Annotated in this window: 22 protein-coding genes and 1 tRNA gene; 17 read left to right on the top strand and 6 right to left on the bottom strand. The window is 44.5% G+C overall.

Annotation, left to right across the window (positions count from 1 at the left end):
* The first annotated feature begins 20 nt into the window (after positions 1 to 20).
* Positions 21 to 1,040, top strand: coding sequence for a DNA polymerase III subunit delta (holA, locus tag NFI80_RS06625; RefSeq protein WP_233798395.1), 1,020 nt, complete (start codon positions 21 to 23; stop codon positions 1,038 to 1,040).
* A 59-nt stretch (positions 1,041 to 1,099) separates the two neighbouring features.
* Positions 1,100 to 2,011, top strand: coding sequence for a DNA-3-methyladenine glycosylase family protein (locus tag NFI80_RS06620; protein WP_235163731.1), 912 nt, complete (start codon positions 1,100 to 1,102; stop codon positions 2,009 to 2,011).
* Here NFI80_RS06620 and NFI80_RS25590 read toward each other — a convergent pair.
* The 4 genes from NFI80_RS25590 to NFI80_RS06600 all read right to left on the bottom strand — a co-directional run bounded on the left by NFI80_RS25590 (position 1,995) and on the right by NFI80_RS06600 (position 5,070).
* Positions 1,995 to 2,273: an Ada metal-binding domain-containing protein gene (locus NFI80_RS25590; RefSeq protein WP_255703403.1), complete on the bottom strand. Its 279-nt coding sequence runs from the start codon at positions 2,271 to 2,273 to the stop codon at positions 1,995 to 1,997. The genes NFI80_RS06620 and NFI80_RS25590 overlap by 17 nt on opposite strands.
* Positions 2,274 to 2,278: 5 nt before the next feature.
* Complete coding sequence (locus tag NFI80_RS06610; RefSeq protein ID WP_235163732.1) at positions 2,279 to 2,980, bottom strand: 2OG-Fe(II) oxygenase; 702 nt, start codon at positions 2,978 to 2,980, stop codon at positions 2,279 to 2,281.
* 105 nt (positions 2,981 to 3,085) lie between these two features.
* The gene (locus NFI80_RS06605) at positions 3,086 to 4,864 is read right to left on the bottom strand and encodes an ABC transporter ATP-binding protein (RefSeq protein WP_235163733.1); all 1,779 of its coding nucleotides are present in this window, start codon (positions 4,862 to 4,864) and stop codon (positions 3,086 to 3,088) included.
* A gap of 129 nt (positions 4,865 to 4,993) precedes the next feature.
* Positions 4,994 to 5,070, bottom strand: a tRNA-Met gene (locus tag NFI80_RS06600).
* 201 nt (positions 5,071 to 5,271) lie between these two features.
* Between NFI80_RS06600 and NFI80_RS06595 the strand changes: the two genes are divergently transcribed.
* The 6 genes from NFI80_RS06595 to menD all read left to right on the top strand — a co-directional run bounded on the left by NFI80_RS06595 (position 5,272) and on the right by menD (position 12,516).
* Positions 5,272 to 5,664, top strand: a complete 393-nt coding sequence (locus NFI80_RS06595) for an START-like domain-containing protein (RefSeq protein WP_026628779.1) — start codon at positions 5,272 to 5,274, stop codon at positions 5,662 to 5,664.
* Positions 5,664 to 7,163: an LptF/LptG family permease gene (locus NFI80_RS06590; RefSeq protein WP_235158695.1), complete on the top strand. Its 1,500-nt coding sequence runs from the start codon at positions 5,664 to 5,666 to the stop codon at positions 7,161 to 7,163. Before NFI80_RS06595 ends, NFI80_RS06590 begins: the two co-directional genes overlap by 1 nt.
* Before the next feature lie 103 nt (positions 7,164 to 7,266).
* Entirely contained in the window at positions 7,267 to 7,542 is a 276-nt protein-coding gene (gene rpsO, locus NFI80_RS06585; protein WP_026628777.1) for a 30S ribosomal protein S15, read from the top strand.
* 107 nt (positions 7,543 to 7,649) lie between these two features.
* Positions 7,650 to 9,788: a polyribonucleotide nucleotidyltransferase gene (pnp, locus tag NFI80_RS06580; protein WP_233798391.1), complete on the top strand. Its 2,139-nt coding sequence runs from the start codon at positions 7,650 to 7,652 to the stop codon at positions 9,786 to 9,788.
* 64 nt (positions 9,789 to 9,852) lie between these two features.
* On the top strand, positions 9,853 to 10,716 hold the full coding sequence (locus NFI80_RS06575) for a sigma-70 family RNA polymerase sigma factor (protein WP_015810559.1): 864 nt from the start codon (positions 9,853 to 9,855) through the stop codon (positions 10,714 to 10,716).
* Positions 10,717 to 10,803: 87 nt separating this feature from the next.
* Positions 10,804 to 12,516 (top strand): 2-succinyl-5-enolpyruvyl-6-hydroxy-3-cyclohexene-1-carboxylic-acid synthase, encoded by a 1,713-nt coding sequence (gene menD / locus NFI80_RS06570; protein ID WP_235163734.1) that lies wholly within the window; start codon positions 10,804 to 10,806, stop codon positions 12,514 to 12,516.
* Between the two features lie 27 nt (positions 12,517 to 12,543).
* On the opposite strand, the gene NFI80_RS06565 is transcribed toward menD, so the two are convergent.
* A complete protein-coding gene (locus tag NFI80_RS06565) occupies positions 12,544 to 13,536 on the bottom strand; it encodes a tetratricopeptide repeat protein (protein ID WP_235163735.1) in 993 nt (330 codons plus the stop codon).
* A 63-nt stretch (positions 13,537 to 13,599) separates the two neighbouring features.
* On the opposite strand from NFI80_RS06565, the gene NFI80_RS06560 reads away from it, so the two are divergent.
* The 7 genes from NFI80_RS06560 (at position 13,600) to trmB (ending at position 22,872) form a co-directional block, all read left to right on the top strand.
* The gene (locus tag NFI80_RS06560; protein ID WP_235163736.1) at positions 13,600 to 13,851 is read left to right on the top strand and encodes a hypothetical protein; all 252 of its coding nucleotides are present in this window, start codon (positions 13,600 to 13,602) and stop codon (positions 13,849 to 13,851) included.
* A gap of 158 nt (positions 13,852 to 14,009) precedes the next feature.
* A complete protein-coding gene (locus NFI80_RS06555) occupies positions 14,010 to 17,021 on the top strand; it encodes a tetratricopeptide repeat protein (protein WP_235163737.1) in 3,012 nt (1,003 codons plus the stop codon).
* A 42-nt stretch (positions 17,022 to 17,063) separates the two neighbouring features.
* Positions 17,064 to 18,734, top strand: a complete 1,671-nt coding sequence (locus NFI80_RS06550) for a TonB-dependent receptor (protein WP_235163738.1) — start codon at positions 17,064 to 17,066, stop codon at positions 18,732 to 18,734.
* A 28-nt stretch (positions 18,735 to 18,762) separates the two neighbouring features.
* Positions 18,763 to 19,854 carry an HU domain-containing protein gene (locus NFI80_RS06545; RefSeq protein WP_235163739.1) on the top strand — a complete coding sequence of 364 codons (1,092 nt, stop codon included), beginning with the start codon at positions 18,763 to 18,765 and terminating at the stop codon, positions 19,852 to 19,854.
* A 105-nt stretch (positions 19,855 to 19,959) separates the two neighbouring features.
* Entirely contained in the window at positions 19,960 to 20,886 is a 927-nt protein-coding gene (locus NFI80_RS06540) for a hypothetical protein (RefSeq protein WP_026628769.1), read from the top strand.
* Between the two features lie 8 nt (positions 20,887 to 20,894).
* Positions 20,895 to 22,196, top strand: coding sequence for a bifunctional folylpolyglutamate synthase/dihydrofolate synthase (locus NFI80_RS06535; protein ID WP_235163740.1), 1,302 nt, complete (start codon positions 20,895 to 20,897; stop codon positions 22,194 to 22,196).
* A gap of 16 nt (positions 22,197 to 22,212) precedes the next feature.
* Positions 22,213 to 22,872 carry a tRNA (guanosine(46)-N7)-methyltransferase TrmB gene (gene trmB / locus NFI80_RS06530; protein WP_235163741.1) on the top strand — a complete coding sequence of 220 codons (660 nt, stop codon included), beginning with the start codon at positions 22,213 to 22,215 and terminating at the stop codon, positions 22,870 to 22,872.
* 60 nt (positions 22,873 to 22,932) lie between these two features.
* Here the strand turns inward: trmB and gap are convergent, their stop codons facing one another.
* A complete protein-coding gene (gap, locus tag NFI80_RS06525; protein ID WP_233798382.1) occupies positions 22,933 to 23,946 on the bottom strand; it encodes a type I glyceraldehyde-3-phosphate dehydrogenase in 1,014 nt (337 codons plus the stop codon).
* Positions 23,947 to 24,355: 409 nt separating this feature from the next.
* On the opposite strand from gap, the gene NFI80_RS06520 reads away from it, so the two are divergent.
* Together NFI80_RS06520 and NFI80_RS06515 are read left to right on the top strand one after the other, a co-directional pair.
* A complete protein-coding gene (locus NFI80_RS06520) occupies positions 24,356 to 25,171 on the top strand; it encodes a 2,3,4,5-tetrahydropyridine-2,6-dicarboxylate N-succinyltransferase (protein WP_235163742.1) in 816 nt (271 codons plus the stop codon).
* A 234-nt stretch (positions 25,172 to 25,405) separates the two neighbouring features.
* Complete coding sequence (locus tag NFI80_RS06515) at positions 25,406 to 25,840, top strand: helix-turn-helix transcriptional regulator (protein ID WP_235163743.1); 435 nt, start codon at positions 25,406 to 25,408, stop codon at positions 25,838 to 25,840.
* The last annotated feature ends 8 nt before the right edge of the window (positions 25,841 to 25,848 follow it).

The raw sequence follows: 25,848 nt of genomic DNA, 5'->3' as shown, positions 1-25,848 counted from the left end.
ATTGCCTACCGGCACACCCTATGGCCCAAACACCGGACATTGTCCTGAAAGAGATCAGAAGTAAGAAGTTCAGGCCTATTTATTTTCTGCACGGCGATGAGCCTTACCACATCGATTCCATTGCCGAAGAACTGGAAAAACGTGTTGTTCCTGAATCTGAAAAGGGTTTTAATCAATTCGTTCTGTATGGAAAGGATACGGATGTGGCTGGTGTGCTTAGCTATGCCCGGCGGTTTCCTTTCATGGCCGAAAGGCAGCTGATCCTCGTGAAAGATGCAAATAAGCTGGGCGGGATCGAGCAGAAGGAACAGCAGGCCAGGTTAGAGGATTATGCACTCAATCCGCTGAACAGCACGGTGCTGGTTTTTTGTTTTCATGCCAATGCTGATGAGCGTAAGACATTCATCAAATCAATCAATACGAATGGAGTTGTGGTGCAGTCTAAGAAGATGTACGACAACAAGTTACCCGAATGGGTAGCTTCATTTTGTCAGCATGAGGGCGTCAAAATAAGTCCTAAGGCTGTGCAGATGCTGGTCGATAACATTGGGAACGATCTGAAACGGTTGTCGAACGAGATCCGGAAAATCCTGGTTAACCTGCGCGTAGATGAGGGAATTGACGCCGCAGCCATTGAACGGTTTGTAGGCATCAGTAAAGAATATAATGTGTTTGAATTCCAAAAGGCATTGATGACGCGCGATGTCATGAAGGCCAACCAGATTGCCACTTATTTTTCCCAAAATTCGAAGGATAATCCGCTGGCTCCCATCCTGATCATTTTGTTTGGTTTTTACACAAAAGTGCTGCTCGCACACGCCAGCAAAGATAAATCAGAGAAAGGGCTTGCTACCGAATTGGGTGTTAACCCTTATTTTGTAAAAGATTACCTGCTGGCTATCCGCAATTATCCGCTTCCCAAAGTGGCCAACATTATACATTATCTTCGCGAATGTGATGCACGGCTGAAAGGGCTCGACGGCGTGAGCATTCCGGAAGGTGAACTGCTTAAAGAATTGGTTTTCAAAATTGTACATTAATGTCATCAAGCAGCAAGAAACAGGTTTTGGCTTGTTTGCAGTTGCGGTATATTTGGTAAATGAATAGTGAGCATAAGGTCTTAATCCCCGTTCCGGCGCTTTTTAGTTTTGAAGAATGTTTGTGGTTTCTTAACAGGAATTACGATGATTGCCTGCATATCATTAAAGGCGATACCATCTTTAAGGCACTGGAAGTGGGAGCGGAAATGCTGCTGGTGTCCATTCGCGAGCATTCGGGTTTCCTGGAACTGGAAATTGTCAAAGGAGAAGCAACGCAGGAAAATAAGTCCTATCTCATTGATTATGTGCGTGAATGGTTTGATATGGATACGAACATTCAGCCGTTTTACGACTTGCTGAAAGTTGATGGACGCATTGCCTACATGGCCGAAGATTATAAAGGCCTGCGGGTGATTGGCATTTCCAATCTTTTCGAAGCCATTTGCTGGTGCATTATCGGTCAGCAGATTAATTTGTCCTTTGCCTATAAAGTGAAGCGGCGGCTGGTGGAACATTATGGCAAGCGAATCGACCATGAAAATGAATCCTACTACGTTTTTCCCGAGCCCGAAGTGCTGGCAGCAGCTGATCCGGACCTTTTGAAGGAAATGCAGTTTTCGAAGCAAAAATCGGATTACGTGATTGGCATCGCCAGGGCTTTTGCAAACGGGAGCTTGGATAAAGAAACAATTCGCGCATTACCCGACTTTGCAGCACGTAAAAAAGCATTGACGGATCACAAGGGAATCGGTGTATGGACGGCTAATTATGTTTTAATGAAGTCGTTGCAGGAACCTGGCGGTATTCCGCACGGTGATATTGGTCTGTTGAATGCACTTTCCAATCACAACATTATCCAGGACAGAAGTGAAACAGGCAAGATCGATGCACTTTTTCAGCAGTTTGCAGGCTGGGAGAGTTACCTGGTCTTTTATCTATGGCGGAGCCTTACTTTCAAGGTTTTAGTGTAATGTGCTGTTTTGGTTTCCACCTTAAATAAGCTTCCCGCATACAATGTCCGCATGGTCGGAAACCTTGCGACATTGCCTCTTTCTCTGAATTGAAAAACACCCGGTTTCTCATTTTCATGCGCTTGCCCGAATTACATTGCAATGTTCCGAAAATTTTGAGACGAGCATTGCCGCCATAACAAATTACGTGATCGTCAATTAGTTTCTTCAACCTTCTGCTCGTTTGAAACGACGGAGGTCCGAGGTCCGAGTGCCTGATCATGGCTTTCAGCTTAATGCGTCGTGGAAAATGATCCCCAGCGTGAAGCGGTTCCCGGACGTCACTTCGGAAACGCCATGCTTCATATTGACGCGATAATAACCTTTGGTTCCTTTCACGGGTTTGAAATTGGTTGTGAAGACCAGTATGTCTCCTTTCCTGGGTTTCAAAACGATGGCTTTCGACTGAGCGCGCGGTGTTTGTTGGGTCAACACAAATTCTCCTCCTGTATAATCCTTTTCGGGGTCGCTAAGGAAAATAACCAGCTGAATAGGAAAGAACAGATCTCCGTACAAGTCCTGATGCAACGTATTATGCCCGCCTTCGCCGTATTTCAGGATCAGCACGGTTGGCTTTGTTTGCTGCTTTTCGTGACACTTCGTCTGAAAGTCCTGGAAATTAGCAGGGTAATGTTGGTCAATGTTGAGGACTTGCATCCATTTATTAGCAACCGGGGCTAATTTTGCATAAAAGCTTTGTCGTAAATGCTGGATCAGGTCTGGCAGGGGATATTGAAAATATCTATATTCTCCTAACCCAAACCGGTAGCGCTCCATCACGATCGTCTTACGATAATGTGCTGGTTCATGGTAAGATGCAACCAGTTCATCACATTCCGAAGGCGAAAGGACCTGTTCCATTAATCCGTATCCTTTCCTGTGCAGATCGTCCGCAATGTAACTCCAATCCAATGTTTCAATGTTTTTCATTCGTCTTATTTCTGTTTGATCCAATCTAATATTGACAGGACAAAAATAGGCGCCGAAGGACCGCTGAAAAACCTGAATCTTGCTAGCTTTTAGTCATCATATACATTAAGAAGAAAGCACCGACTCGTCCTTCCGCTCACCGATCTGCTGGCGCCACATGGCATAATACAAGCCTTTTTCGTCAAGCAAAGCATGATGGCTTCCCGTTTCCACTACATGCCCTTTTTCCAGGACATAAATCCGGTCTGCATGCATAATGGTAGACAGCCTGTGCGCGATCATTACCGTAATATGCTGACGCTGATCGGTAATGTTGCGTATCGTGTTGGAAATCTCTTCTTCTGTCAGCGAATCCAATGCAGAGGTTGCCTCATCGAAAATCAGCAAATGCGGCTCACGCAGCAGCGCACGGGCAATGGATAAACGCTGCCGCTCACCACCCGAAAGTTTCAACCCGCCTTCGCCGATCACCGTATCAATCCCGCTTTCAGCTCTCGACAGCAAGTTATAACAAGCCGCTTTCAGCAACACATCGTTAATCATTTCATCCGTTGCACCGGGGTTTACAAAAAGCAGGTTTTCTTTTATTGTGCCTGAAAAGAGTTGCGTATCCTGCGTTACAAAGCCGATTTTATTCCTGATTTCATCAAAATCAATGTTATTACCATCTATGCCATTGTAATATACAGCTCCCGAAATGGGATGATAAAGGCCCACAAGAAGCTTAACCAATGTCGTCTTTCCCGAGCCGGACGGTCCAACGAATGCAATGGTCTCGCCCCGTTTTACGTCAAAAGAAATATCTTCCAAAGCGGGCCGGTTAGCTGATTGATGCTGGAACCTGACCTGTTCAAATCGCAGCTCTTCAATGTCTGTAATCACCTCGGGATTTGCGGGCTTGCGTTCGACGGGCCTGGCCAGCAATGTTTGCAGATTGTTCAGCGACGCTTCGGCCTCGCGATAGGAGAGGATCACATTGCCCAGTTCCTGTAAAGGCCCGAAAATGAAGAATGAATAAAACTGCATCATCATCATTTGCCCGACGGTAATGCGGTCCCGGAAGACGAAGAACAACAAGGCGAACATAATACATTGTTGAAGGAAGTTCACGAATGTGCCCTGAATAAAGCTTATCGAGCGGATACTCTTGACCTTTCTGAGTTCCAGTTTTAGGATTTTGAATGTAGTTGTGTTCAGGCGGGTTATTTCCTGATTCGTCAGGCCTAGGCTTTTGACCAGTTCAATGTTCCGCAGCGATTCGGTCGTGGACCCAGCCAGCGCCGTAGTTTCTTTGACAATGTTCTTCTGGATTGACTTGATTTTTTTGCTCAAAACACTCGTCAGAACTGCCAGTATCACCGAGCCAACCAGGTAAATAAGCGGCAATGAAGGACTGAGCTTAAAGGCAACGACAACCACGAACACAATTCCTACCAATGTGGCAAAGAGCACGTTAACGAAGCTGGTAATGAATTTTTCACAATCCGCCCTAACCTTTTGCAGCACCGAGAGTGTTTCGCCGCTGCGCTGGTCTTCAAAATCCTGGAAAGGGAGGCGTAATGCATGGCGTAACCCATCTGTGTAAAGGTTTGCACCAAACTTCTGGATCACAACATTGACGACATAATCCTGAAATGCTTTGGCGATCCGTGAAACCATGGCCACGCCGATGATCATGAGCAGGCCGATAAGGATGCCCTTGAAAAAAGCGTCGTCCAGGCCATTGTCGCGGTAATATTGTGCTTTGTTGGCGTAAGGGTCGATGAGGTAATTACCGAGAATGTAGGGGTTCAGGAGCGAAAAGACCTGATTGATGGCTGCGAGTACAAGCGCCAGAAAAATGAGGGCTTTGTACCGGCTAAGGTATTGTATTAATAATTTCATGGTGAATGAGAGGCGAACCAGCGTTAGACTATTATGGGAAACCGAAAATCCGGTAATTTAATTCTCGCAGAACGCAGAAGAATGCAGACAGGGCAATAAAAAAGACATCCGTTCGGGATGTCTGATCTTTGGTAGCGGGGAGCAGAATCGAACTGCCGACCTTAGGGTTATGAATCCTACGCTCTAACCATCTGAGCTACCCCGCCGTGTTATTGTGGTGCAAAAGTATGTTAAAAAAAATTAAAGTCCAATGCGTTTCTTCAATTTTCGCCCTAAATTTTCGTTTGCATAAAAGAGCAAAAATTAACTTTGATGACATTTATTGTTGAATTATGCTATATTACAGCTTTTAAAATCAGCATATAAGGCGGTACTGTTGTGGTTAACCCTTTTTAATTTTAGTTCATATGGAAAAATATAAATTTGTTACTGAATTTGAATTGCGATCCTCTCCAAAAGTACTCTTTCCATATATATCGACGCCCTCGGGACTGGAACAATGGTTTGCTGAAAAAGTCACTGTATTGCCCGATCACCGGTTTGATTTCCAGTGGGACGGCGACAGCCACATTGCCAGACAGACCGGTTTGCGTATCAATAAAGCAGTAAGATTTGATTTTGAAAATACAAGCGATGATAATCTGGACAACAATCACGTGGAACTAAAACTTGAAGTTAGCGAGTTAACCCAGACAACATTCCTGCGCGTGACCGACTATTCGTCCAACCGCGATGAGCGCGAGATGGCTTCGCTTTGGGATGGCTTTATTGATAATTTGAAAGATATCGTTGGTAGTTGATGAAAAAGCTTGATAAGCTTATATTAATGTCCTTTTGGGGGCCTTTTGTAATAACAATGTCCGTCGTGGTTTTCGTCTTTCTGATGCGGATCATGATTTTCTACATAGATGATTTCGTTTCCAAAGATCTTGGGATAACGGATTACGCGCAATTATTCTTCTTTTTCAGCTTGATAACGGTTCCTACCGCGCTTCCGCTGGCCATGCTGCTATCATCGCTGATGGCATTCGGTAACCTGGGTGAATTCTTCGAGCTGACGGCCATAAAAAGTGCAGGCATATCGGTTGTGCGTGCTATGGCGCCGCTTTTCATTGTCGCAGTTTCCGTCAGTGCATTCTCATTTTATTTCAATGATCGAATTTCTCCGTGGGCCAATTTGAAGGGTTACAGCCTTTTATATGATATTAAGACCACGAAAGCCACTTTGAAGATAAAGGAAGGGATTTTTTACAATGATCTCCCTGGGTTTAGCATTAAAGTGGATAAGAAGGAAGAGAATGGTAAGTTGAAGGGAATGGTGATCTATAAGCATAGCAACCGTTCGTATGAAGTGGGAAACACCGAAATCATACTGGCGGACTCGGGCCGGATGTATTCCATCAATGATAACCGTTACCTGGTGATCGAGCTTTATAACGGAACGCGTTACACGGATGAGGTGAGTTCCGGCACTGCGCGGCCTGCGTATATATCTTCACCGATAGGTGGCGGCAGCATGCCGAATTACTCCAATTTCAGTCGCAATTCGTTCAAGCACTTCCGTTTGACGGAAAGCCTTTCGTCGTTTGGTATGAAGCGCACGGATGAAGGACAGTTCAAATACCACGAGTTTATGAAGAACATCAGCGACCTGACTTCAACGGCAGATTCGCTCCGTAACTCCTATAATGAGACGCGGAAAAACCTCGTGGCCGGCAGCCAGCAATATTATTCCTACAATTACCGCGAAGGAACCGATAAAACGCTGAAAAAAGGCCCCTGGATTGATTCTTTGCTGAATAAACCTGTGTCGGACAGCTTGAAAAAGGAGATTTTAATGAATACAAAAAGCGCTGCGAACAGTATGCTGAGCTACACCAAATCTCAGAAGGATTACTTGCAAACGAAGCTGAAAGATGCAACCAAGTATGAATTGGAAAAACACCATAAATATACCAATGCATTATCCTGCCTGATCATGTTCCTGATTGGCGCGCCGCTGGGTGCCATCATTAAAAAAGGCGGGTTTGGGGTGCCTGTCCTGGTATCCATTATTTTCTTTATCCTGCTTTATGTCCTCACTAACCAGGGCGACAAATGGGTAAGGGAAGGAATGCTCGCTGTGCCCGTAGGCGCGTGGATGGCTAATACGGTGCTGCTTTTGACCGGATTATACTTCATCGACCGGGCCCGGAGTGACTCGCGGTTGTTTGAAAAAGATGTCTATTTGATGTTTGTCAAAAGAATAAAAGAAAGATGGGCAAGTAGATTTGGCAAAAGGGCGCTTATTCAATCATAGTAAAATTATATTTTTATTTCAGGCCGAAAATCGTAATTTTGCGTCCTTATTTACAGCAGGGTGCTGTGAAAAGTCCAAAAATAATTAATCTGTTGTTACAATTATGTATTTAACCGCGGAAAAGAAGACCGAGATCTTCGAATCAAAAGGTTTCAAGAAAGAAGGCGGAGACACTGGATCTGCTGAATCACAAATTGCTTTATTTACGTATCGTATCAATTATTTGAACGAGCACTTAAAAACGCACAAAAAAGATAACGATACAAGACTTGGTCTACTTAAAATGGTAGGTAAGCGCCGTAGATTGTTGGATTATCTGTACAAAAAGGACATTAACCGCTACCGTGCGATTATTGCCGAACTGAACATACGTAAGTAATTTAGAATCAGGGAACTTCATCTACATGAAAGTTCCCTGATTTTTTGCGGAATTAACAAATTTGGAACGTCAGGATGGCGTTTCGCAGCTACAAAAAACAATATTTTATGCTCTTTAATATAGTTACCAAGACTATACCCTTGCCAGACGGAAGGGAAATCACCATTGAAACAGGGAAATTAGCAAAGCAGGCCGACGGTTCGGTTGTAGTTCGTTTGGGCAACACCATGTTGCTGGCGACAGTTGTAGCTAATAAAGATATTAAAGAAGGTCTTGACTTCTTGCCATTATCAGTTGACTATCAAGAAAAATTCGCATCTGCGGGACGTATTCCCGGAAGCTTCCAGCGTCGTGAAGGCAAGTTGTCTGATCCCGAGGTTTTGACAAGCCGCCTGGTGGACCGCGTTTTGCGTCCGTTGTTCCCGGATGATTACCACGCAGAAGTTCAGGTTAACCTTATGCTGATGTCGGCTGATGCAACTGCATTGCCTGATGCATTGGCAGCTTTGGCAGCTTCTGCTGCACTTGCCGCCTCCGATATTCCTTTCGGCGGACCGGTTTCAGAAGTTCGCGTTGCGAAAATTGATGGCCAGTATGTTGTTAACCCGGGTTCAGTGGAACTGGAACGTGCAACATTGGAGCTGATGGTAGGCGCAACCTACAATGACATCGCGATGGTGGAAGGTGAAATGAGCGAAGTGTCGGAGGAAGAGGTTGTGGAAGCATTGAAAGTAGCTCACGAGGTTATCAAGCAGCAATGTCTTGCTTTGAAAGAGTTCGAAGCGGCAGTTGGCAAAACAGAAAAGAGAGAATATGTAGGCGATGCAGCAGACGAAGCGCTTGAAGCTCGTTTGAGAACATTTGCATACGATAAAATATATAAGGTAACCCAGCTGGGCTCTACAAACAAAACTGTTAGAAAAGAAGGTTTCAAAGCAGTTTGGGAAGAGTTCATTGCTTCGGTTCCTGAGGATGAAGAAGGTTTTGACAAATCCCTGGCAAAACGTTATTTCAATGACCTGGTGTGGGAAGCATCACGCCGCCTGGTTTTGGATGAAAGGATCCGTCTTGACGGCCGTAAATTGGATGAAGTTCGTCCTATCGCTTCTGAAATCGACTTCTTGCCAAATGCTCACGGTTCTGCCTTGTTTACAAGAGGAGAAACGCAGTCATTGACAACGGTAACATTGGGTACGAAAAATGATGAGCAGATTGTTGATACGCCGATGAAATACGGTTACAGCAAGTTCATGCTGCATTACAACTTCCCTGGATTTTCAACCGGTGAAGTGAAACCAAACCGTGGTCCTGGCCGTCGTGAGGTAGGTCATGGTAACCTGGCTTTGCGTGCATTGAAAAAAGTATTGCCCGTTGCTGAGGACAATCCATACACAATCCGTATCGTATCCGATATTCTTGAATCAAATGGTTCGTCTTCGATGGCGACGGTTTGCGCTGGTTCTCTTGCGTTGATGGATTCAGGTTTGAAGATTAAAGCACCGGTTTCCGGAATTGCTATGGGTCTTATTTCAGACGAGAAAACAGGCAAATATGCGGTTCTTTCGGACATTTTAGGTGACGAAGATCACCTGGGCGATATGGACTTCAAGGTAACCGGAACTGAAAAAGGAATTACGGCTTGCCAGATGGATATGAAAGTAAACGGACTTTCGTATGAAGTTTTAACAGAGGCGCTGATGCAGGCAAAAGCAGGCAGATTGCACATTCTGGGTGAAATGAACAAGACGATGACGGAAAGCCGTGCCGATCTGAAACCACATACACCACGTGCTGTCGTGATCAAGATCGACCGTGAAATGATTGGTGCCGTAATCGGGCCTGGCGGTAAGGTTGTTCAGGATATCCAGAAAGAATCCGGCGCTACGGTTTCTATCGAGGAAAAAGATGGAGCAGGATTTGTAAGTATATTCTCTGCCGATAAGACTTCGATGGATAAGGCGGTTGCCCGTATCAAAGGAATTATCCTGGTGCCGGAAATCGGAGAGATTTATTCTGGTAAAGTGAAATCAATCATGCCGTTTGGTGCGTTTGTTGAATTCTTGCCAGGAAAAGACGGCTTGCTTCACATATCCGAAATCAAATGGGAACGTCTTGAAAAAATGGACGGTGTTCTTGAGGTAGGAGAGGAAGTTCAGGTTAAATTGGTAGAAATCGATAAGAAAACTGGTAAGTATCGTCTGTCACGGAAAGTATTGCTGCCGAAGCCAGAGAACAAAAATGATTAAAATAGTGTTTTTGGAAACAGGGGCAATATTTAATGTCGTTATATATAAAAATAATAAAAGATAGATGAGACAGCTAAAGATCAGTAAGCAAATTACCAACCGTGAGAGTCAGTCGTTAGACAAGTATTTGCAAGAAATCGGGAAGGTGGATTTGTTGACGCCGGACGAGGAAGTGACGTTAGCTCAGAAAATTAGGGATGGTGATCAGCTTGCATTGGAAAGACTTACCAAGGCGAATCTTCGCTTTGTAGTGTCTGTTGCCAAGCAATATCAAAATCAGGGCTTGTCATTGGGCGACTTGATTAATGAAGGTAACTTAGGTTTGATTAAAGCTGCTCAGCGTTTTGACGAAACAAGAGGTTTTAAATTCATTTCTTATGCAGTTTGGTGGATTCGCCAATCTATTCTGCAAGCGCTTGCTGAGCAGTCCAGGATTGTACGTTTACCCCTTAACCGTGTAGGTTCTTTAAATAAAATATCAAAGACTTTTTCAGAACTAGAGCAGCGTTTCGAGCGTGAGCCTTCTCCTGAGGAATTGGCAGAAGTGCTTGAAATTTCTTCTTCCGAGGTTGTTGATACGATGAAGATCTCTGGTCGTCACGTATCGATGGATGCTCCGTTCGTTCAAGGTGAAGAAAACAGCCTTCTGGATGTGTTGGAGAATGATCTGGAAGACAAGCCTGATTCCGGTTTGGTGAATGAATCATTGCGTAAGGAAGTTCAGCGTGCACTTTGCACATTGACACAGCGTGAGGCGGACGTTATTGCATTGTATTTCGGTTTGAATGGCGAGCACGCCATGACGCTGGAAGAGATCGGTGAGAAGTTCAACCTTACCCGTGAACGCGTTCGTCAGATCAAAGAAAAGGCGATCAGAAGATTGCGCCACGTATCGAGAAGCAAAGCATTGAAAACATACCTGGGTTAATCTCAGCAGATCATGTTGCAATTAACCAGTGATTTGATACAGTATTAATTAAATAGCCTCTTAACGAGGCTATTTTTATTTACAGATATGGCCATTTTACAACCTTTGGTGGATCTCGCCGCCATTTGCTATGCACAGGGAGTCCGGCACGTCATGGTCTCTCCCGGCTCACGCAGCGCTGCGCTTACGCTCGCATTTACGCGCTTTGGGCGCTTCACATTACACGTGTGCATGGATGAGCGCTCGGCGGGCTTCATAGGGCTGGGAATAGCGCAGCAAACAGGCGTCCCAGTGGTGTTAATATGCACATCCGGCAGTGCAGTGTACAACTTTGCGCCGGCTGTCTCTGAGGCGTTTTTCCAGCAAATTCCGCTGGTTGTTGTTTCCGCCGACCGGCCTAAGGAATGGTTGCATCAATACGATGGGCAGACGATCTATCAAAGCGAAATATTTGGCAAGCACATCAAGCGTTCCTTCGAATTCTCGGCTGATTATGCGCACGCAGATGTGCAATGGGCCATTAACAGGATGTCGAACGAAGCAGTAACGCTGGCAGCAACGGTTCCGGCCGGTCCGGTGCACATCAATGTTCCGATCAGAGAGCCATTCTATCCTGCGCCGGGTGATGAAATGATTCCGTCTCCGGATTTGAGGATTATCCAGCGCCAATCGGCGGAGAAAATCCTTGCCCAGGAGGAATGGAATGCATTGCTGGATGAGTTTGAAGACTGCCCGAAAATACTGATTGCTGCCGGTCAGCAAATGCCCGATCAGGAATTAATCGATGTGCTGAATAAGATCACGGAAGAGTGGGACATCCCGGTCCTGGCCGATCATATCGCAAACATTTCAGGAGCGAAGATTATCCGCAACCACGATCTATTTCTGGGAGGAAGTGATATCGAACAACTGGCGCCGGACCTGCTTATTACGTTCGGTTTGTCATTCATTTCAAAGGATTTCAAACAATTTATCAGGAAAAACCCGCCTAAGCTGCATTGGCACATCGGCGAAGACGCATTTCTGGCCGATCCAACGCAATCTTTGACAAGAACGATTCCCGTTTCTCCTCAATATTTTTTTAAAAATCTGTTCGAAAAGCTTGATTACCAGCTGTTTGTGCATAATTCGGACCCTGAAACGGACTCAGCCTACCTTAGGCGTTTTGCATCTAAGGATGCATTAGCAGCTAGTACAAGAGATAAATATTTGAAAAATCTATCTGTGATATCTGATCTAACATCGTTAGATAAACTTTTTAGATATATCAATAATAAGTTTCAGTTACATGTTGCGAACAGCATGTCTATCCGTTACGTCAATTTGCTCGACCTCGGCAGTAGTATCAATGGCGTGTTTTGCAATCGGGGAACGAGCGGAATTGATGGTTGTGTGAGCACTGCTATCGGTGCCGCGCTGGTCAACGGGCAGGACACATTATTAATTGTGGGAGACGTTGCGTTCATGTACGATCGCAACGGTTTCCTCATCAACTCGCTTCCGCAAAATCTTAAAATCGTGGTGATCAATAATGCCGGTGGAAATATATTCCGGATGATCGACGGGCCTTCCGGCTTGCCCGAGATTGAAACTTACTTCGAAACCAGACATGCATTTTCGGCTCGGCGCACTTGCGAAGATTCTGGCATTGCCTATTTTAGTTGTAATGAAACTGAAACGTTAGAGACTGCTATCAATGCGTTCTTAGCGGACAAAGGCATCAGCTTGTTGGAAATTTTTACTGATCCTTACGAGAATGAAAGGGTTTGGAAGGCATTGAAGAAGTTGGGTAAGGAATAATAGGTGAGAAGTATTTTACAAGTAAGATTAACGACAGTTATTCGCAGATTCAGCCATTGAAATAGAGTCCTTCAACACGACGCCTTGCTTCCAGATCCTGCAAGCTTCCGTAAGGTTCTTTTGCTGGAAGTAAGCCTGGCCCGCAAGTCCGTAAAGCATATCGACCGGCTCCGCAATATCGATGGCTTTTGTGAATGCTTCAATCGCCTTTTCGTGCGCGCCTGACTGCTGATAATAGATGCCGAGATTACGAAAAGCGTATCCATTTTTGGGGAGCCTTTCGAGCGATTTTTCGATGAGTTCTTTCGCTTGCTCAGGCGAACCTGTCTGCAACAGAACATAGCCTTTGTTGTTGAGCGAATAAGGATCGTTTGGCGTTGCTGCCAGAACCTTATCAAAATAGGAGAGGGCCATTTTCCAGTTCCTTTCTTTTGTCGCAATTAATCCCAGATTGTTGAGCGCTTCGGGTTGAACCGGATTCAAAGCCAGGGCATTTTCAAAATCTTCCTTGGCTGCTTTCCAGTTTTTAAGGCCGTAGTATATAGCTCCCCGGTTGACATACGCTTCAACATTCAGCTTCTGTAATTGGATCGAGCGATCGTAGTCGGCAACTGCAAGGGATGCATTGCCTTCCGCACCCAGCAGATTTCCACGCACGAGGAAAAACCGCGATGAATCCTTATAATCTTTTTCAATTTGCTGCAAGTCCTGCTTTGCTTCGCGCAAACGCCCCAAATCAAGCCCTGATTCTGCCCTGACGAGATTTGCCTGTGTGAGTGTAGGGTCGATTTTAATCGCTTCTGTCAAAATCTCATTGGCATCTTCCGGCCTGCCCATTTTCAATAAAGTTATCCCTTTATTGAGGTATGCGTCCGAAAAATCTGCATTTTTGGCAATTGCTTCGTCATATAGGCGTAATGCTTCGGCATAGTTCTTTTGACTAAGGGCTTTGTTTCCTTTCAGAAAGAAGTCAGCGGCATCTTTCTTATCCTGACCAGAACAAGCGGAAAGAATTAGCACTAATAAGATTAGTATTTTATTTAGTTTGATACTGATAACCATAGAGTTGCAACAATTTATAAAATGAGATATATTAAGGATATACCCAACGACAATTTTAAGATCGGCCTTTATCAATGGAACAATAAATACATTGTCAAAATTGAATCCGGCATGTATGAGCAAACTTACAAAATCGATGACTATGAAATCGAAAGTCCTGCAGAAATAGAACGCTGCATGGACGAATCATTTATTGCTGCAATTACCTCCCGTTTTGATGCAATGCATGATGATTTTTCAGAGTCTTTACGGCGTAACGAAGTGATCTTCTGAGGTTATAAATAATGCCTTTACTATCAACGTATACGGTTTTAGTACACTTTTCGTTAGATAGCAAACAATTTTAAGAGGTAAGAGCGCACCAAAATACTCTTTAAAAAGATATGGTTAATGACATTAATTCAAATCAAAAATTCACCAACTCAGTCTCTATGGTTTTTAAACACGGCGCCTCCACTTTCGGAATGCTTTTATATGTTGGCGCATCTTCGGTTTTTGCTCAGAATACGTTAAGCGTAACCGAACCGGAAGCCCATTTTCGAAATGGCCTGGAATATTATGAAAAGTCCAACTACGTGGCAGCCAGGCAGGAATTCAACGAGTTTTTAGGTACAGATGATAAGTTGCTGAGCACCACGGACTATAATAAAGTTACGGCGGAATATTATGTGGCAGTTACCGGCTTATATCTGAACTATCCCGAAGCGGAAGTGCAAGTGGACCGTTTCGTAAAGAACCATTCAGAACATCCCAAAGCACAGCAGATCTACGGTGATCTGGGCCGTTATTACTACGAGTCCGGGCAATATGAAAAGGCAATTACTTATCTGGATAAAGCTGTTAACGTAGGAGGAAGCGGCGCGAGTAAGCTGGAAAGCACTTATCAGCTGGCTATGTCTTATTACAACACGCAGCAACTGGATGCAGCGCTGCCATTGTTTAACCAGGTTAAAACGGAGACTTCTTTCGCAAATGCGGGCGATGCTTCGTTTTATGCCGGTGTGATCAATTACCAGAAGAACAAATTTGAAGAAGCTTATCAGGATTTTCAGCGGATCGAGGATCATCCTTACTATAAGAATGAAGCGCCCAACTGGATTATCTCATCATTATATCAATTGAAGCGTAACGATGAGCTGCTGACTTACGGCGAGAAGATCTTGAAATCGCAGAGAGGCAATACTAAACTGGATGACGTTGCTTTGTATGTAGCAGAAGTATACTACGAGAAAGGCGACTATGCTGCTGCTGTAACTTCTTACGAGCGTTACAAGCGAATGAAACCAGGCGTTGTGCCTCCGACAGTGGCATTACATTATGGTCATGCGCTGTTCAGAAGCGGTAACTATGAAGGTGCAATAACAAACTTGAAACCCATCGGACCGGGCAAAGATTCTGTTTCGCAGTACGCCTCATATATACTGGGAATCAGCTACTTAAAGACTTCTAAATTAACTTATGCTTTAACAGCATTTGACAATGCCGCTAAGCTTGACTTTAACCCTGTCGTTAAAGAAGAAGCCGCTTACAACCATGCAAAGGTTCAGTTGGAGTCGGGGAACAACAATGAGGCCGTAAAGGAGTTTAACGACTTCATGGCAAGATATCCTGAAAGCAAACATACCGAGGAAGCAACCGAATTAGTAGCAGAAGGATATGCCAGCGCAAGCAACTCGGTTGGGGCAATAAAGTACATTGAGGGCCTTTCCAAGCGGAATGCTAAAATAAATGGCACCTATCAGAGGCTTACTTATAACCAGGGAGTCCTCGATTTCAATGCGCAGAAGTTTGATAATGCTATTGTAATGTTTGATAAGTCCATCAAGTTTCCTATTGATGAGCAACTTTTCATTTCTGCAACATATTACAAGGCGGAGTCGACATATGGTTTGAACAAAGTGGATGAAGCTGCCAACCTGTACTCGCAGATCTCAAAAAATCCGAAGGCAGGCATTTATGCAAGAAAGAGCTTGTATGCTCTGGGATACATTTACTATAACCAGAAAAAATACGCTCAGGCTTTAACATACTTCAAGGAGTTTACGAACAACATTGAAGGCATTGAGCCGGCGATGATCGAAGATGGCTTTTCCCGACTGGCGGACTGCTACCTGGCTGCCAAGAATTACAATGAAGCGATCAAGACCTACGAGCAGGTTTCGTCCAAAGGTAAAGTGGATAAGGATTACGCTCTGTTCCAGAAGGCCCGTGCTTATGTATACATGAACCGGGAGCAGGAAGCGCGCAGACAGTTTAATCTGCTGATCAGCCAATATCCGCAGTCGAGATATCTGGATGATGCCTATTTCCAGCTGGCCGACATTGATTTCCAAAAACAGAGCTATTCTGCTGCTGTGAAAGGTTTCACGAGAATGATCAACGAGAAACCGAAGAGCAACGCGATCCCCGCAGCATTGCTTCGCCGCGCGCAGTCATACTATAACTTGCAGGTGTACGAACAAGCGATCGTCGATTTCCGTAAGATCTTGACTGAATATGCTGACTCTCCATCCGCAAACAGCGCTTTGGAAGGGATTCAGGAAGCCTATACAGCTGTTGGACGTCCGGAAGAGTTTACGCAGGTGCTTGGCGTTGTAAGGAAAAACAATCCGGGTAACGAGAAGCTCGAAGAAGTGGAGTTCGATAATGTGCGTAACCTTTATTACGCAGAGAAATATGAGAACGCGATTAATGCATTGCAGGGCTTCATTCAGAGTTACCCGGCGAGCAAGCATCAGTATGACGCAAACTATTTCATTGCTTCTTCTTACGACAAGAGTGGCAAGGTGAACGAGGCATTGCAATATTTCAGTAAAGTGGTTCAGCAAAACAAATCAACATTTGTTGCCGCAGCTGCACAACGCTCCGCAGAACTGGAAATCGCCCGGGGCAATTACAACAATGCGGTTTCAAACTTCCGGGTGCTGCTCCGCAATTCGGAAAGCAAGAAAGAACAGGCGCAGGCCTGGGTTGGCTTGATGGACACTTATTATACATTGAAAAGCTACGACTCCACATTGTATTATGCCAAAGAAGTCATCAATAGTGGCAACCTGATCCCGGGTGCAGTTGGAAAAGCCCAGCTTTATGCGGGTAAAGTGCCCTACGACCGCGGGGATCTGACAAAGGCAGCCGAAGAGTTTAAGAAGATCGCTGCAACGTCAAAAGATGAATACGGCGCTGAGGCCAGTTACTGGGCAGCAACGATTCTTTTCAAAAATAAGAAATTCAAAGAGGCTGAGACGGCGATCATTGAGATGGGCAAGAATTTCGAGGGATATGATTACTGGCGTGTAAGGTCGTTTATACTGCTTGCTGAGGTGTACGTAGGATTGAACGAAATGGGACAGGCTAAGGCCACATTAACCTCCATTATCGATAATTCCGACGATAAAGAAGCAGTTGAGCTTGCTAAGGAAAAATTGGCTCAGATCAGTAAATAAAAAGATTCATTCCTGCGGGACTAACAGAAAATATTAAGACTCATGACGAAATCCACCGCGATACGTTCTTCCTTATTTCTATTGACACTTGGCTTTTCTTCCCAGTTCGCTATGGCGCAACGGGGCGAGATTGAGAGCCAGACCTACGAGATTGTAAAAGAAAAAAGCATTGAATTCGCACCTGCAAACCGGGTTTATGATAAAGTTGATCCGATAAAAGGTGAAACGGGCAAGAAAAAAGTTGACTACCAGATCATTGATCCGCAAATCGACCTATCGTCGCCGAAGCTGACGCCGAGCGTAGCAGCATCATCGGACGAACAAAAACGCAAGGACGAACCGGATGTGCTGAATAATTATGTTAAGCTTGGTGCTGGTAACTACGGCCGTTTTCTGGGTGAAGCATTCGTAGGCGGCCGTCCTTCCGAAGATCTGGTTTTTACCACGCAGTTGAAACATTTATCCGCCGCCAATGGTCCGGTTGATAATAAGAACTCGGCTAATGCGTCAACCAATTTCAGGATAGGCGGTAAATACATTCGCAGCAAATACAAGGTTGAGGCAGCGCTGGACTATGATCGTAAGAACTACTATTTCTACGGTTATCAGCCACAGCCCGAAACTGTTCAGGTGAACAGGGACAGCATCCGCCAGACAATTAACAGGTTCGGTGTAGCATTGGGTTTTGAAAATACAGATGCTTCTGTACTTGTTGATTATTCAGTAAAAACGAGCCTGCATACATTGCGAGACCGTTATGAAGCTTCGGAATTGGATTGGGGAACCAAGTTAATGGCTTCCGTGCCGTTATCCGAATCGTTTCATGCGTTACTGGAAGCGGACGCATTTATAACGCAGCGTGTTGACCGCTTCACTTATAACAGAAATCTGTTCCGGGTAAAACCTACATTCAAATACACATCTGACCTGTTCTCGGTAACCGCGGGGATTAATGTAGCCAATGAAACAGACAGCGAATTAGAGATCAACCGAACGAAAGCATTCCCGGTTCTGAATATTGACGTTGCACCTTTTGACGGGCTGCACGTATTCGCTGGCTGGAATGGAGATATGGTGAGGAATACGCTGAAAAGTATGCTGGGCGAGAACATGTGGCTGGGTCCCAATGTTCAAATACTTAACACTGATAAGGACTCTGAAATCAGTGCGGGCGTAAAAGGTGAGGGACTTGCCGGTTTCAATTATGAAGGTAAAGTTGCTTACACGCAATACAGAAATTTTTATTATTTCAACAATTCCCTGGCCGACACATCGCAGTTCTCGATCATTTATGATCCGGGCAAGACAAAAGTGCTGAGCATTTCCGGTCAGGCGGGTTACAACTTTAATGATCTGTTCAAAACGTCTGTTAAAGTAAACTTCTTTGATTACTCAGTTGCAGACCTTGAAGAGCCCTGGCACCGTCCTGATCTTACGTTAAACTGGTTTAATGCGCTTGCAATCAGTAAAAAATTGTTCGTAACAGCGGATTTTTATATGCTGAGAGGAATAAAAGCAAAAAATTTCCAGAGCGGCGAAGTGACCAAACTGCCTGTGATTGCGGACCTGAATTTCAAGATTGATTATCTGTTAACCAGGAACTTCTCTGCATTTGTGGCCCTCAACAATGTGTTAGGTAAGCAGTATCAGCGTTACCAGTATTACCCGCAGCAAGGACTAAACTTTATTGGAGGATTATCGTTTTCTTTTTAACTTCGCTGAGTTAACTGAAAAAACATTCATGATAGCAGTCGAAACAGTCATCCGAAAACTTGTAGGTGAATATGAATTTGTAATCATTCCAGGATTCGGAGCATTGCTTTCGCACCAGATCCCGGCTGCTTATGATTCGATGTCGCAGACTTTTTCTCCTCCTGCTAAGAAGCTGGCATTCAATGAGTTTCTTAAACTGGACGATGGACTTTTAGCCAATTACATTTCGCGTCATGAAAGCTTGTCGCATCTGGAAGCGGTTGAATATGTAAAAGGTTATACGGATGAACTTCGCCATAACCTCGAACAACACGGCCGGGCGCAGATCATGGGGATTGGGGATTTCAGCAAGAATATCGAGGGTAAGCTGGTTTTCGAGCCGAACACTGAGAAATATTTCAAGGATGAATGGTATGGTTTTGAGAAGATCAGGGCCAAGCAGGTTGATAAAAAGATAGTTCCGATCGCGGTTGCAGACAATTACATTGCTGAGGAACAGGTTGAAGTCATTGAATCAGAAGAGGATAGAACAGGCACATTTAAGTGGGTAAGATGGGCCGCTGCGGCAGCCATAGCCACATTGATCTGCGGTTTAAGTGTGTTTTTGGTCAATTCAAGAAACGGAGACATTCAAAGCACATTGAACCCATTCACCGAGTTGTTTGCCAAAGCAGAAGCAACGAATGAGGAAAAATCGGAAACGACGGTTGTTGAACCGGAAACTGTTAAACCAACCACACAACCGGTATTAATCACTGATTCTGTTGCTGTAACCAATTTGCCGGTTGAAACTGCGAAACCTTTAAAGGATGATTCAGTTAAAGCAAAAATGGCAATCCTGGCGGTTAAGCCAGAGCCGGCTGCAACCATCGAGCCAGCATCGTCTTCTAAGTTCTATGTGATTGCAGGAACATTTAAAGGGATCAAGCAAGCAAAAGTGCTCCTGGCCCAGTTAAAGGAAAAAGGATTTGAGGACGCCAGCATTTTGCCTCCCGACCGGTTTGGTAAGAAGGTGAAGGTGGCAACGAACGGCTACGGCACCGAGACCGATGCTTACCGCGCCTCTAACAAGCTAAAAGGAGTGATCGGAGAAGCGGGCTGGGTTTACAAGAAAAAATAATCTAAATAAGCATAGAGAAGGAAGCATTAAAGTGCTTCCTTTTTTCGTAACACACGATTTTTTTTAAATTTACGTTGTTGAAACAGTAAAATAATAGCAAATACAATGATTGTATTACAAGCCGAAGATCGTCAGAGAATTGCAGTGTCCTGGGCTATGTCCATCGGGATCACCATCGCAATGCTTGGCATATTTTTCTTCATCAGGCTGAACAGCTCAATACCCAAAGTGGCTCCTATGGAGCTTTTTGTGGAAGTGAACTACGGAACTGACAAGGTGGGCCGCGGCGACGTGCAGACGTTTAACAAGCCTAATGACAGCAAGGTCGCTGAAAATATGCGGGCAGATGCAGATGAGGTGAAAAAAGTTAAGTCTGTTGCGACACCTAAACCAACACCGCCAACTCCTCCGAAGATTGAGCCGGTGAAACCCACAAAAACGGTTGCTGAGAAGCCTGTAATTACGTCCAAGGCTGAGAGCCCGGTGGAAGCGCCTGAGAAGAATGAGAGCAAGAAATCGACCGGTTCCGAAGCTTCATCAGCCCCGGCTGCCAAGCCGACTCCTGAAAAGGCAGTTAATAAGGATGCATTGTTTACAAAATCATCCGGAAGCAAGTCGGGAAGCAATGGCACAAACGGCACAAAAAGCGGCGTGGGTGGTAATAACAATGGCGATGATGCAGACGGCGTTGGTGACAAGGGTTCTAAAACAGGAAGCTTATTTGCCAAGACATACAAAGGTGAAGGCGGCGGTGGCGGAACGGCAGTAGGGTTGAGCTTATCCGGTTGGAGCTGGTCGAGAAGACCGGTTGTGGACGATAATTCGGATGCTACGGGCGATATTACATTCAAAATTACCGTAGATAAGAATGGCCGTGTGAAGAGCATTATCACGCAAAACACAACAGTTACCGATTATTCAGTTGTTAATAAATACAAAAGCGCAGTGCGCGATTTGACCTTTATCCCAAAGTCATCAAACGTGCCAGACGAATCGGTAGGAACGATCACATTTAAAATCCGTTCCCAATAGTCTTCAGAATGAATTACCAGGAAACATTGGATTATCTGTATAGCCGCCTGCCGGTTTTTCAGAACATCGGGGCCCGTGCTTTCAAGCCGGGCCTTCATACTACCCGGGAGCTTTGTAACTTTCTCGGAGATCCCCAGAATCATTACCCAACCATCCATATTGGCGGGACAAACGGCAAAGGGAGCACATCTCATATGCTTGCTGCTGTGTTGCAACAAGCCGGTTATAAGGTTGGACTTTACACATCACCCCATTTAAAGGATTTTCGGGAGAGAATCCGGGTTAATGGGCAGTTTGTAACAGAAGAGTTCATTATCGACTTTATCAGCGAAAATAAATCTAACATTGAAAGATTATCGCCTTCATTCTTCGAAGCGACTGTTGCCATGGCATTTTCGTATTTTTCTAAAATGGAGGTGGATGTTGCGGTAATCGAGGTTGGAATGGGCGGAAGGCTGGATTCGACAAACATTATAACACCAGAACTGTCCATAATCACCAACATCAGCCTGGATCACACGCAGTATTTAGGCGAGACGCTGGAAGAAATAGCCGCTGAAAAGGCTGGCATAATCAAACCGAACATCCCAGTCATAGTCAGTGAAAAGCAGTCCGATTCTATCAGTGGTGTGCTTTCGAATGCAGCTCTGAATGCGGATGCACCGATTATCTATGCGTCCGACCAGTATAACATGCAGAAAAAAGGCCTTAGGGATGGCTTGTTGGAAGTAGATGTAGTTGAAAAAGAAACGCTTACGAGCATCTTTGAAGGGTTGCGTTTAGACCTTACCGGTGCTTATCAGTTAAAGAACATTGCGGGCGTTGTAGCAGCAATTGAGACGTTAAGAAGAAAGGGTTGGACGCTTTCTGACTCGCAAGTAAGGGAGGCTCTCTCGGCTGTCACCAAAATCACGGGCTTAAAAGGACGTTGGCAAAAACTCCGTGAAAAGCCGGATGTTTATTGCGATACCGGCCACAACACCGCAGGATTAGCGTCCGCGTTGGAGCAATTTAAAAGCGTCGCGACCGGCGCACAGCGATTTGTTGTTGGCTTTGTCGGCGATAAAGACATCACTTCCATGCTACAATTATTTCCGTCAGATGGGATATTTTACTTTTGTCAGCCCTCCAATTTGCGCGCACTGGATGCCAGGGAGCTGACACAGCTGGCCGCGTCGTTTGGCTTAGAAGGAAAGGCCTTTTTGAATGTAAATGATGCATTGGATGCTGCAATCGGCGAGTCCGATCCACAGGACACTATTTACGTGGGCGGAAGCACTTTTGTAGTGGCCGACATTGAAGATTTGTAATAGATTATTGAATAGAATGACCAGAAGAAAGTTAGAACACTACAAGTTTAGCGCCGACGCCGCGAATGTTATTGAAGCAGGAAAACCCTTATACACCCAAATCAAAGGCCATTGGAATAGTTTATACTTTGAAAATGATCATCCGGTTGTCGTTGAGCTTGCCTGTGGGAAGGGTGAATACACCATTGGGTTAGGCAAGCAGTTCCCGGAAAAGAACTTCATCGGGATGGATATCAAAGGAGACCGCATCGCAAGGGGCAGTCTGATCGCGACTGAGAACAAACTTAATAATGTTGCCTTTTTGCGGGCAGGCATCCAGTATGCAGATGAATTTTTTGAAGACGATGAGCTCAGTGAGATCTGGCTTATTCATCCGGATCCGCAGGTTAGGGACCGGGACGAGAATAAAAGGCTGACTAACCCTCAATTCCTCGCGCGCTATGCCAGATACTTAAAGCCGGGAGGCATGTTTTACCTGAAAACTGACAGCACCTTCCTATACGAATACAGTCTTGAAAAGCTGAGCGAATCGGAAAGCTTTACGATCATCGAACATACGGCTGATCTTTACGAGTCGCATCTGCACGACGAGCATTATGGGGTCAAGACACATTATGAAAGCATATTTGTATCGAAAGGATATACGATCAAATACATTAAAGCAGTTGTCTCTTAAACAAAACGGCCTTTTTATCGATTGATAAAAAGGCCGTTTTCATTTATACTTATCAGTTTATTACTTGCCGATCAGGCTGGCGAAGTAGTAAACTGTTCTTACCAATTGAGATACGTAAGACATTTCATTGTCGTACCAAGCCACAGTTCTAACGATCTGTGTATCACCAACTTTCTGAACTCTTGTCTGTGTAGCGTCGAAAAGCGATCCGTAGTTAATACCGATGATGTCGCTGCTAACGATTTCGTCTTCCGTGTAACCGAAGCTTTCGTTGGATGCGTCTTTCATAGCAGCATTGATCTCTTCAACCGATGTTTCTTTTCCAAGAATAACAGTTAATTCAGTCAATGAACCGGTCAATGTTGGTACACGTTGTGCAGAACCGTCCAGTTTTCCTTTCAATGCAGGAAGAACAAGTCCGATCGCTTTGGCAGCACCGGTGCTGTTAGGAACGATATTCTGTGCAGCTGCACGAGCTCTTCTCAAATCACCTTTTGGATGCGGTGCATCTTGTGTGTTCTGATCATTTGTATATGCGTGAATCGTGGTCATCAAACCGTTCACGATGCCGAATTTCTCTTCCAACACCTGTGCCATTGGCGCAAGGCAGTTGGTTGTACAAGAAGCACCGCTAATGATAGTTTCAGAACCGTCCAGAATGTCATGGTTAACATTGAAAACGATTGTTTTCAAGTCGCCGGTAGCAGGAGCGGAGATAACCACTTTTTTCGCGCCAGCTTTAATGTGCGCACTTGCAGACTCCTGGCTTGTAAAGAAACCTGTACATTCCAGAACAACGTCTACTTCGTGTGATGCCCAGGGAATTTGAGCAGGGTCACGTTGTGCATATATTGCGATATTTTCTCCATTGACAACAACTGAATTGTCAGTAGATTTTACATCAGCATCAAAACGGCCATGGGCAGTGTCATATTTAAGCAGGTGGGCCAGTACTTTTGGGCTGGTAAGGTCATTGATAGCAACTATATCGATGCCTTCCATATTATAAATCTGACGGTAAACCAGACGGCCGATCCGGCCAAATCCATTGATAGCAACTTTTACTTTAGACATGTCTTTCTAGTGATTGTTTATTACTGACGCGAAATTAACAAAAATGTGCCCTTATTTAAAGGATTTGCATAAAAAAGTCGGTCAAAGATCAATTCTTCGACCGCTAATAATATTAGTAAAATCGCGAGAACACTAATCTTTTTAGTAATATTCGATTTTTACTAAATATGTTAGTATATATTTTGTTGAGTTTATTTACTCCTTTGATTTATGTCTTTATATTTGTCTGGGAGGGTAGGGTAGCTGGCTTCACTACGTCGATACGGCTCCCTAGCAGATTTTGAAGTGAAATATTGTCTATTTTAAAGATTTGGCGATAACAGGGTTTTTAAGGGTTTAATTTTACAACATCTCATAACTAATTATAATACAGTACTTTAAAACAATTTAACTAATCCATTACTTGAACATGTTTGTTGCAGAAAAGATTGAGTCTTATTGGTCAGACCGGGAATTATTAAAGGATCCTGCTGCCGTGAATTACATCAAAGAAGTTATTGAAGAAGTCGATAAAGGCAGACTGCGGGTGGCCGAACCGCAGGAAGACGGATCATGGAAGGTAAATGAAGCGCTGAAAAAAGCCATCATTCTATATTTTCCTATTCAGCAGATGTCTGTTAGCGAGGTTGGCATCTTCGAATATCATGATAAAATGAAATTGAAGACAGGATATGACAAGCTAGGCGTTCGGGTTGTACCACCAGCCGTTGCGCGCTACGGTGCATACATATCAAAAGGTGTTGTACTGATGCCGTCGTACGTTAACATTGGCGCATACATTGACGAAGGCACAATGGTCGACACCTGGGCAACTGTCGGCAGCTGCGCGCAGATCGGCAAGAATGTTCACCTGAGTGGTGGCGTAGGAATTGGCGGCGTGCTGGAACCTGTACAAGCTGCACCTGTTATTATAGAAGACGGTGCGTTCATTGGTTCACGCTGCATTGTAGTGGAAGGCGCGCACATTGGTAAAAGGGCGGTTTTGGGAGCAGGCGTAACAATCACCGGGAGCTCGAAGATCATAGATGTAACAGGCTCTGAGCCCGTAGAATACAAAGGTTTTGTTCCGGCAGACTCAGTGGTTATCCCCGGCACGCTTCCAAAGGAATTTGCCTCCGGAACCTATCATGTTCCCTGTGCATTGATCATCGGGAAACGCAAAGCCAGCACTGATCTTAAAACATCTTTAAATGATGCATTGCGTGAAAACAATGTGACAGTTTAAGTTGATAAACTTATGTTGAAAAAGAGCGTTATCCAGGATAACGCTCTTTTTTTGCGCCCCAAATGTTTGAATGCTCATAAGAGGCTATGAATGAAGCTATTTATTAATGTGAATTGGCTATTGTTTACATTAATAAATAGCCCTAATAACTTTATGTTACATTAATAAACTGAATACTTGTAAATATAAATTGCATTTAATAACTTGCATGTAACATTGTAAACTGAGCATTACGTGGATTTAAATGATAAAATCAAACAAATTTTGGCTGACAAAAATATGTCGCCGTCCATATTTGCTGATGAGATCGGCATCCAGCGATCCAGCATGTCCCACATTCTTGCAGGACGTAACAAACCAAGCCTGGATATCGTACAGAAGATTGTCAAGCGCTTCCCTGAACTGGGAACGAATTGGATATTAGATGGTGAAGAGCTTCCCAACAGCTCTTCTGAATTTTTATCGGACGGTCAATCTAGCCATTTAGAAACCCCTACAACAGACAAAAGTCCGGCTGCACGGGATGTAAACCTTCCTCTAAAACCAGGTGCAGGCAATAAGAATTTTAATAGAACATTACCGGTCTCAACAAACAACTTTTCCGACACCCGCCGGATTGAAAAAATTCTAATATTTTACTCAGATGGGACGTTTGAGGAAGTAAAATAGAAGTATCT

Source organism: Dyadobacter chenhuakuii (genome assembly GCF_023821985.2).
In the GTDB taxonomy this organism is placed as follows: domain Bacteria; phylum Bacteroidota; class Bacteroidia; order Cytophagales; family Spirosomataceae; genus Dyadobacter; species Dyadobacter chenhuakuii.
The sequence above is the reverse complement of the archived record's forward strand: the minus strand, read 5'-3'. Positions and strand labels throughout refer to the sequence as shown.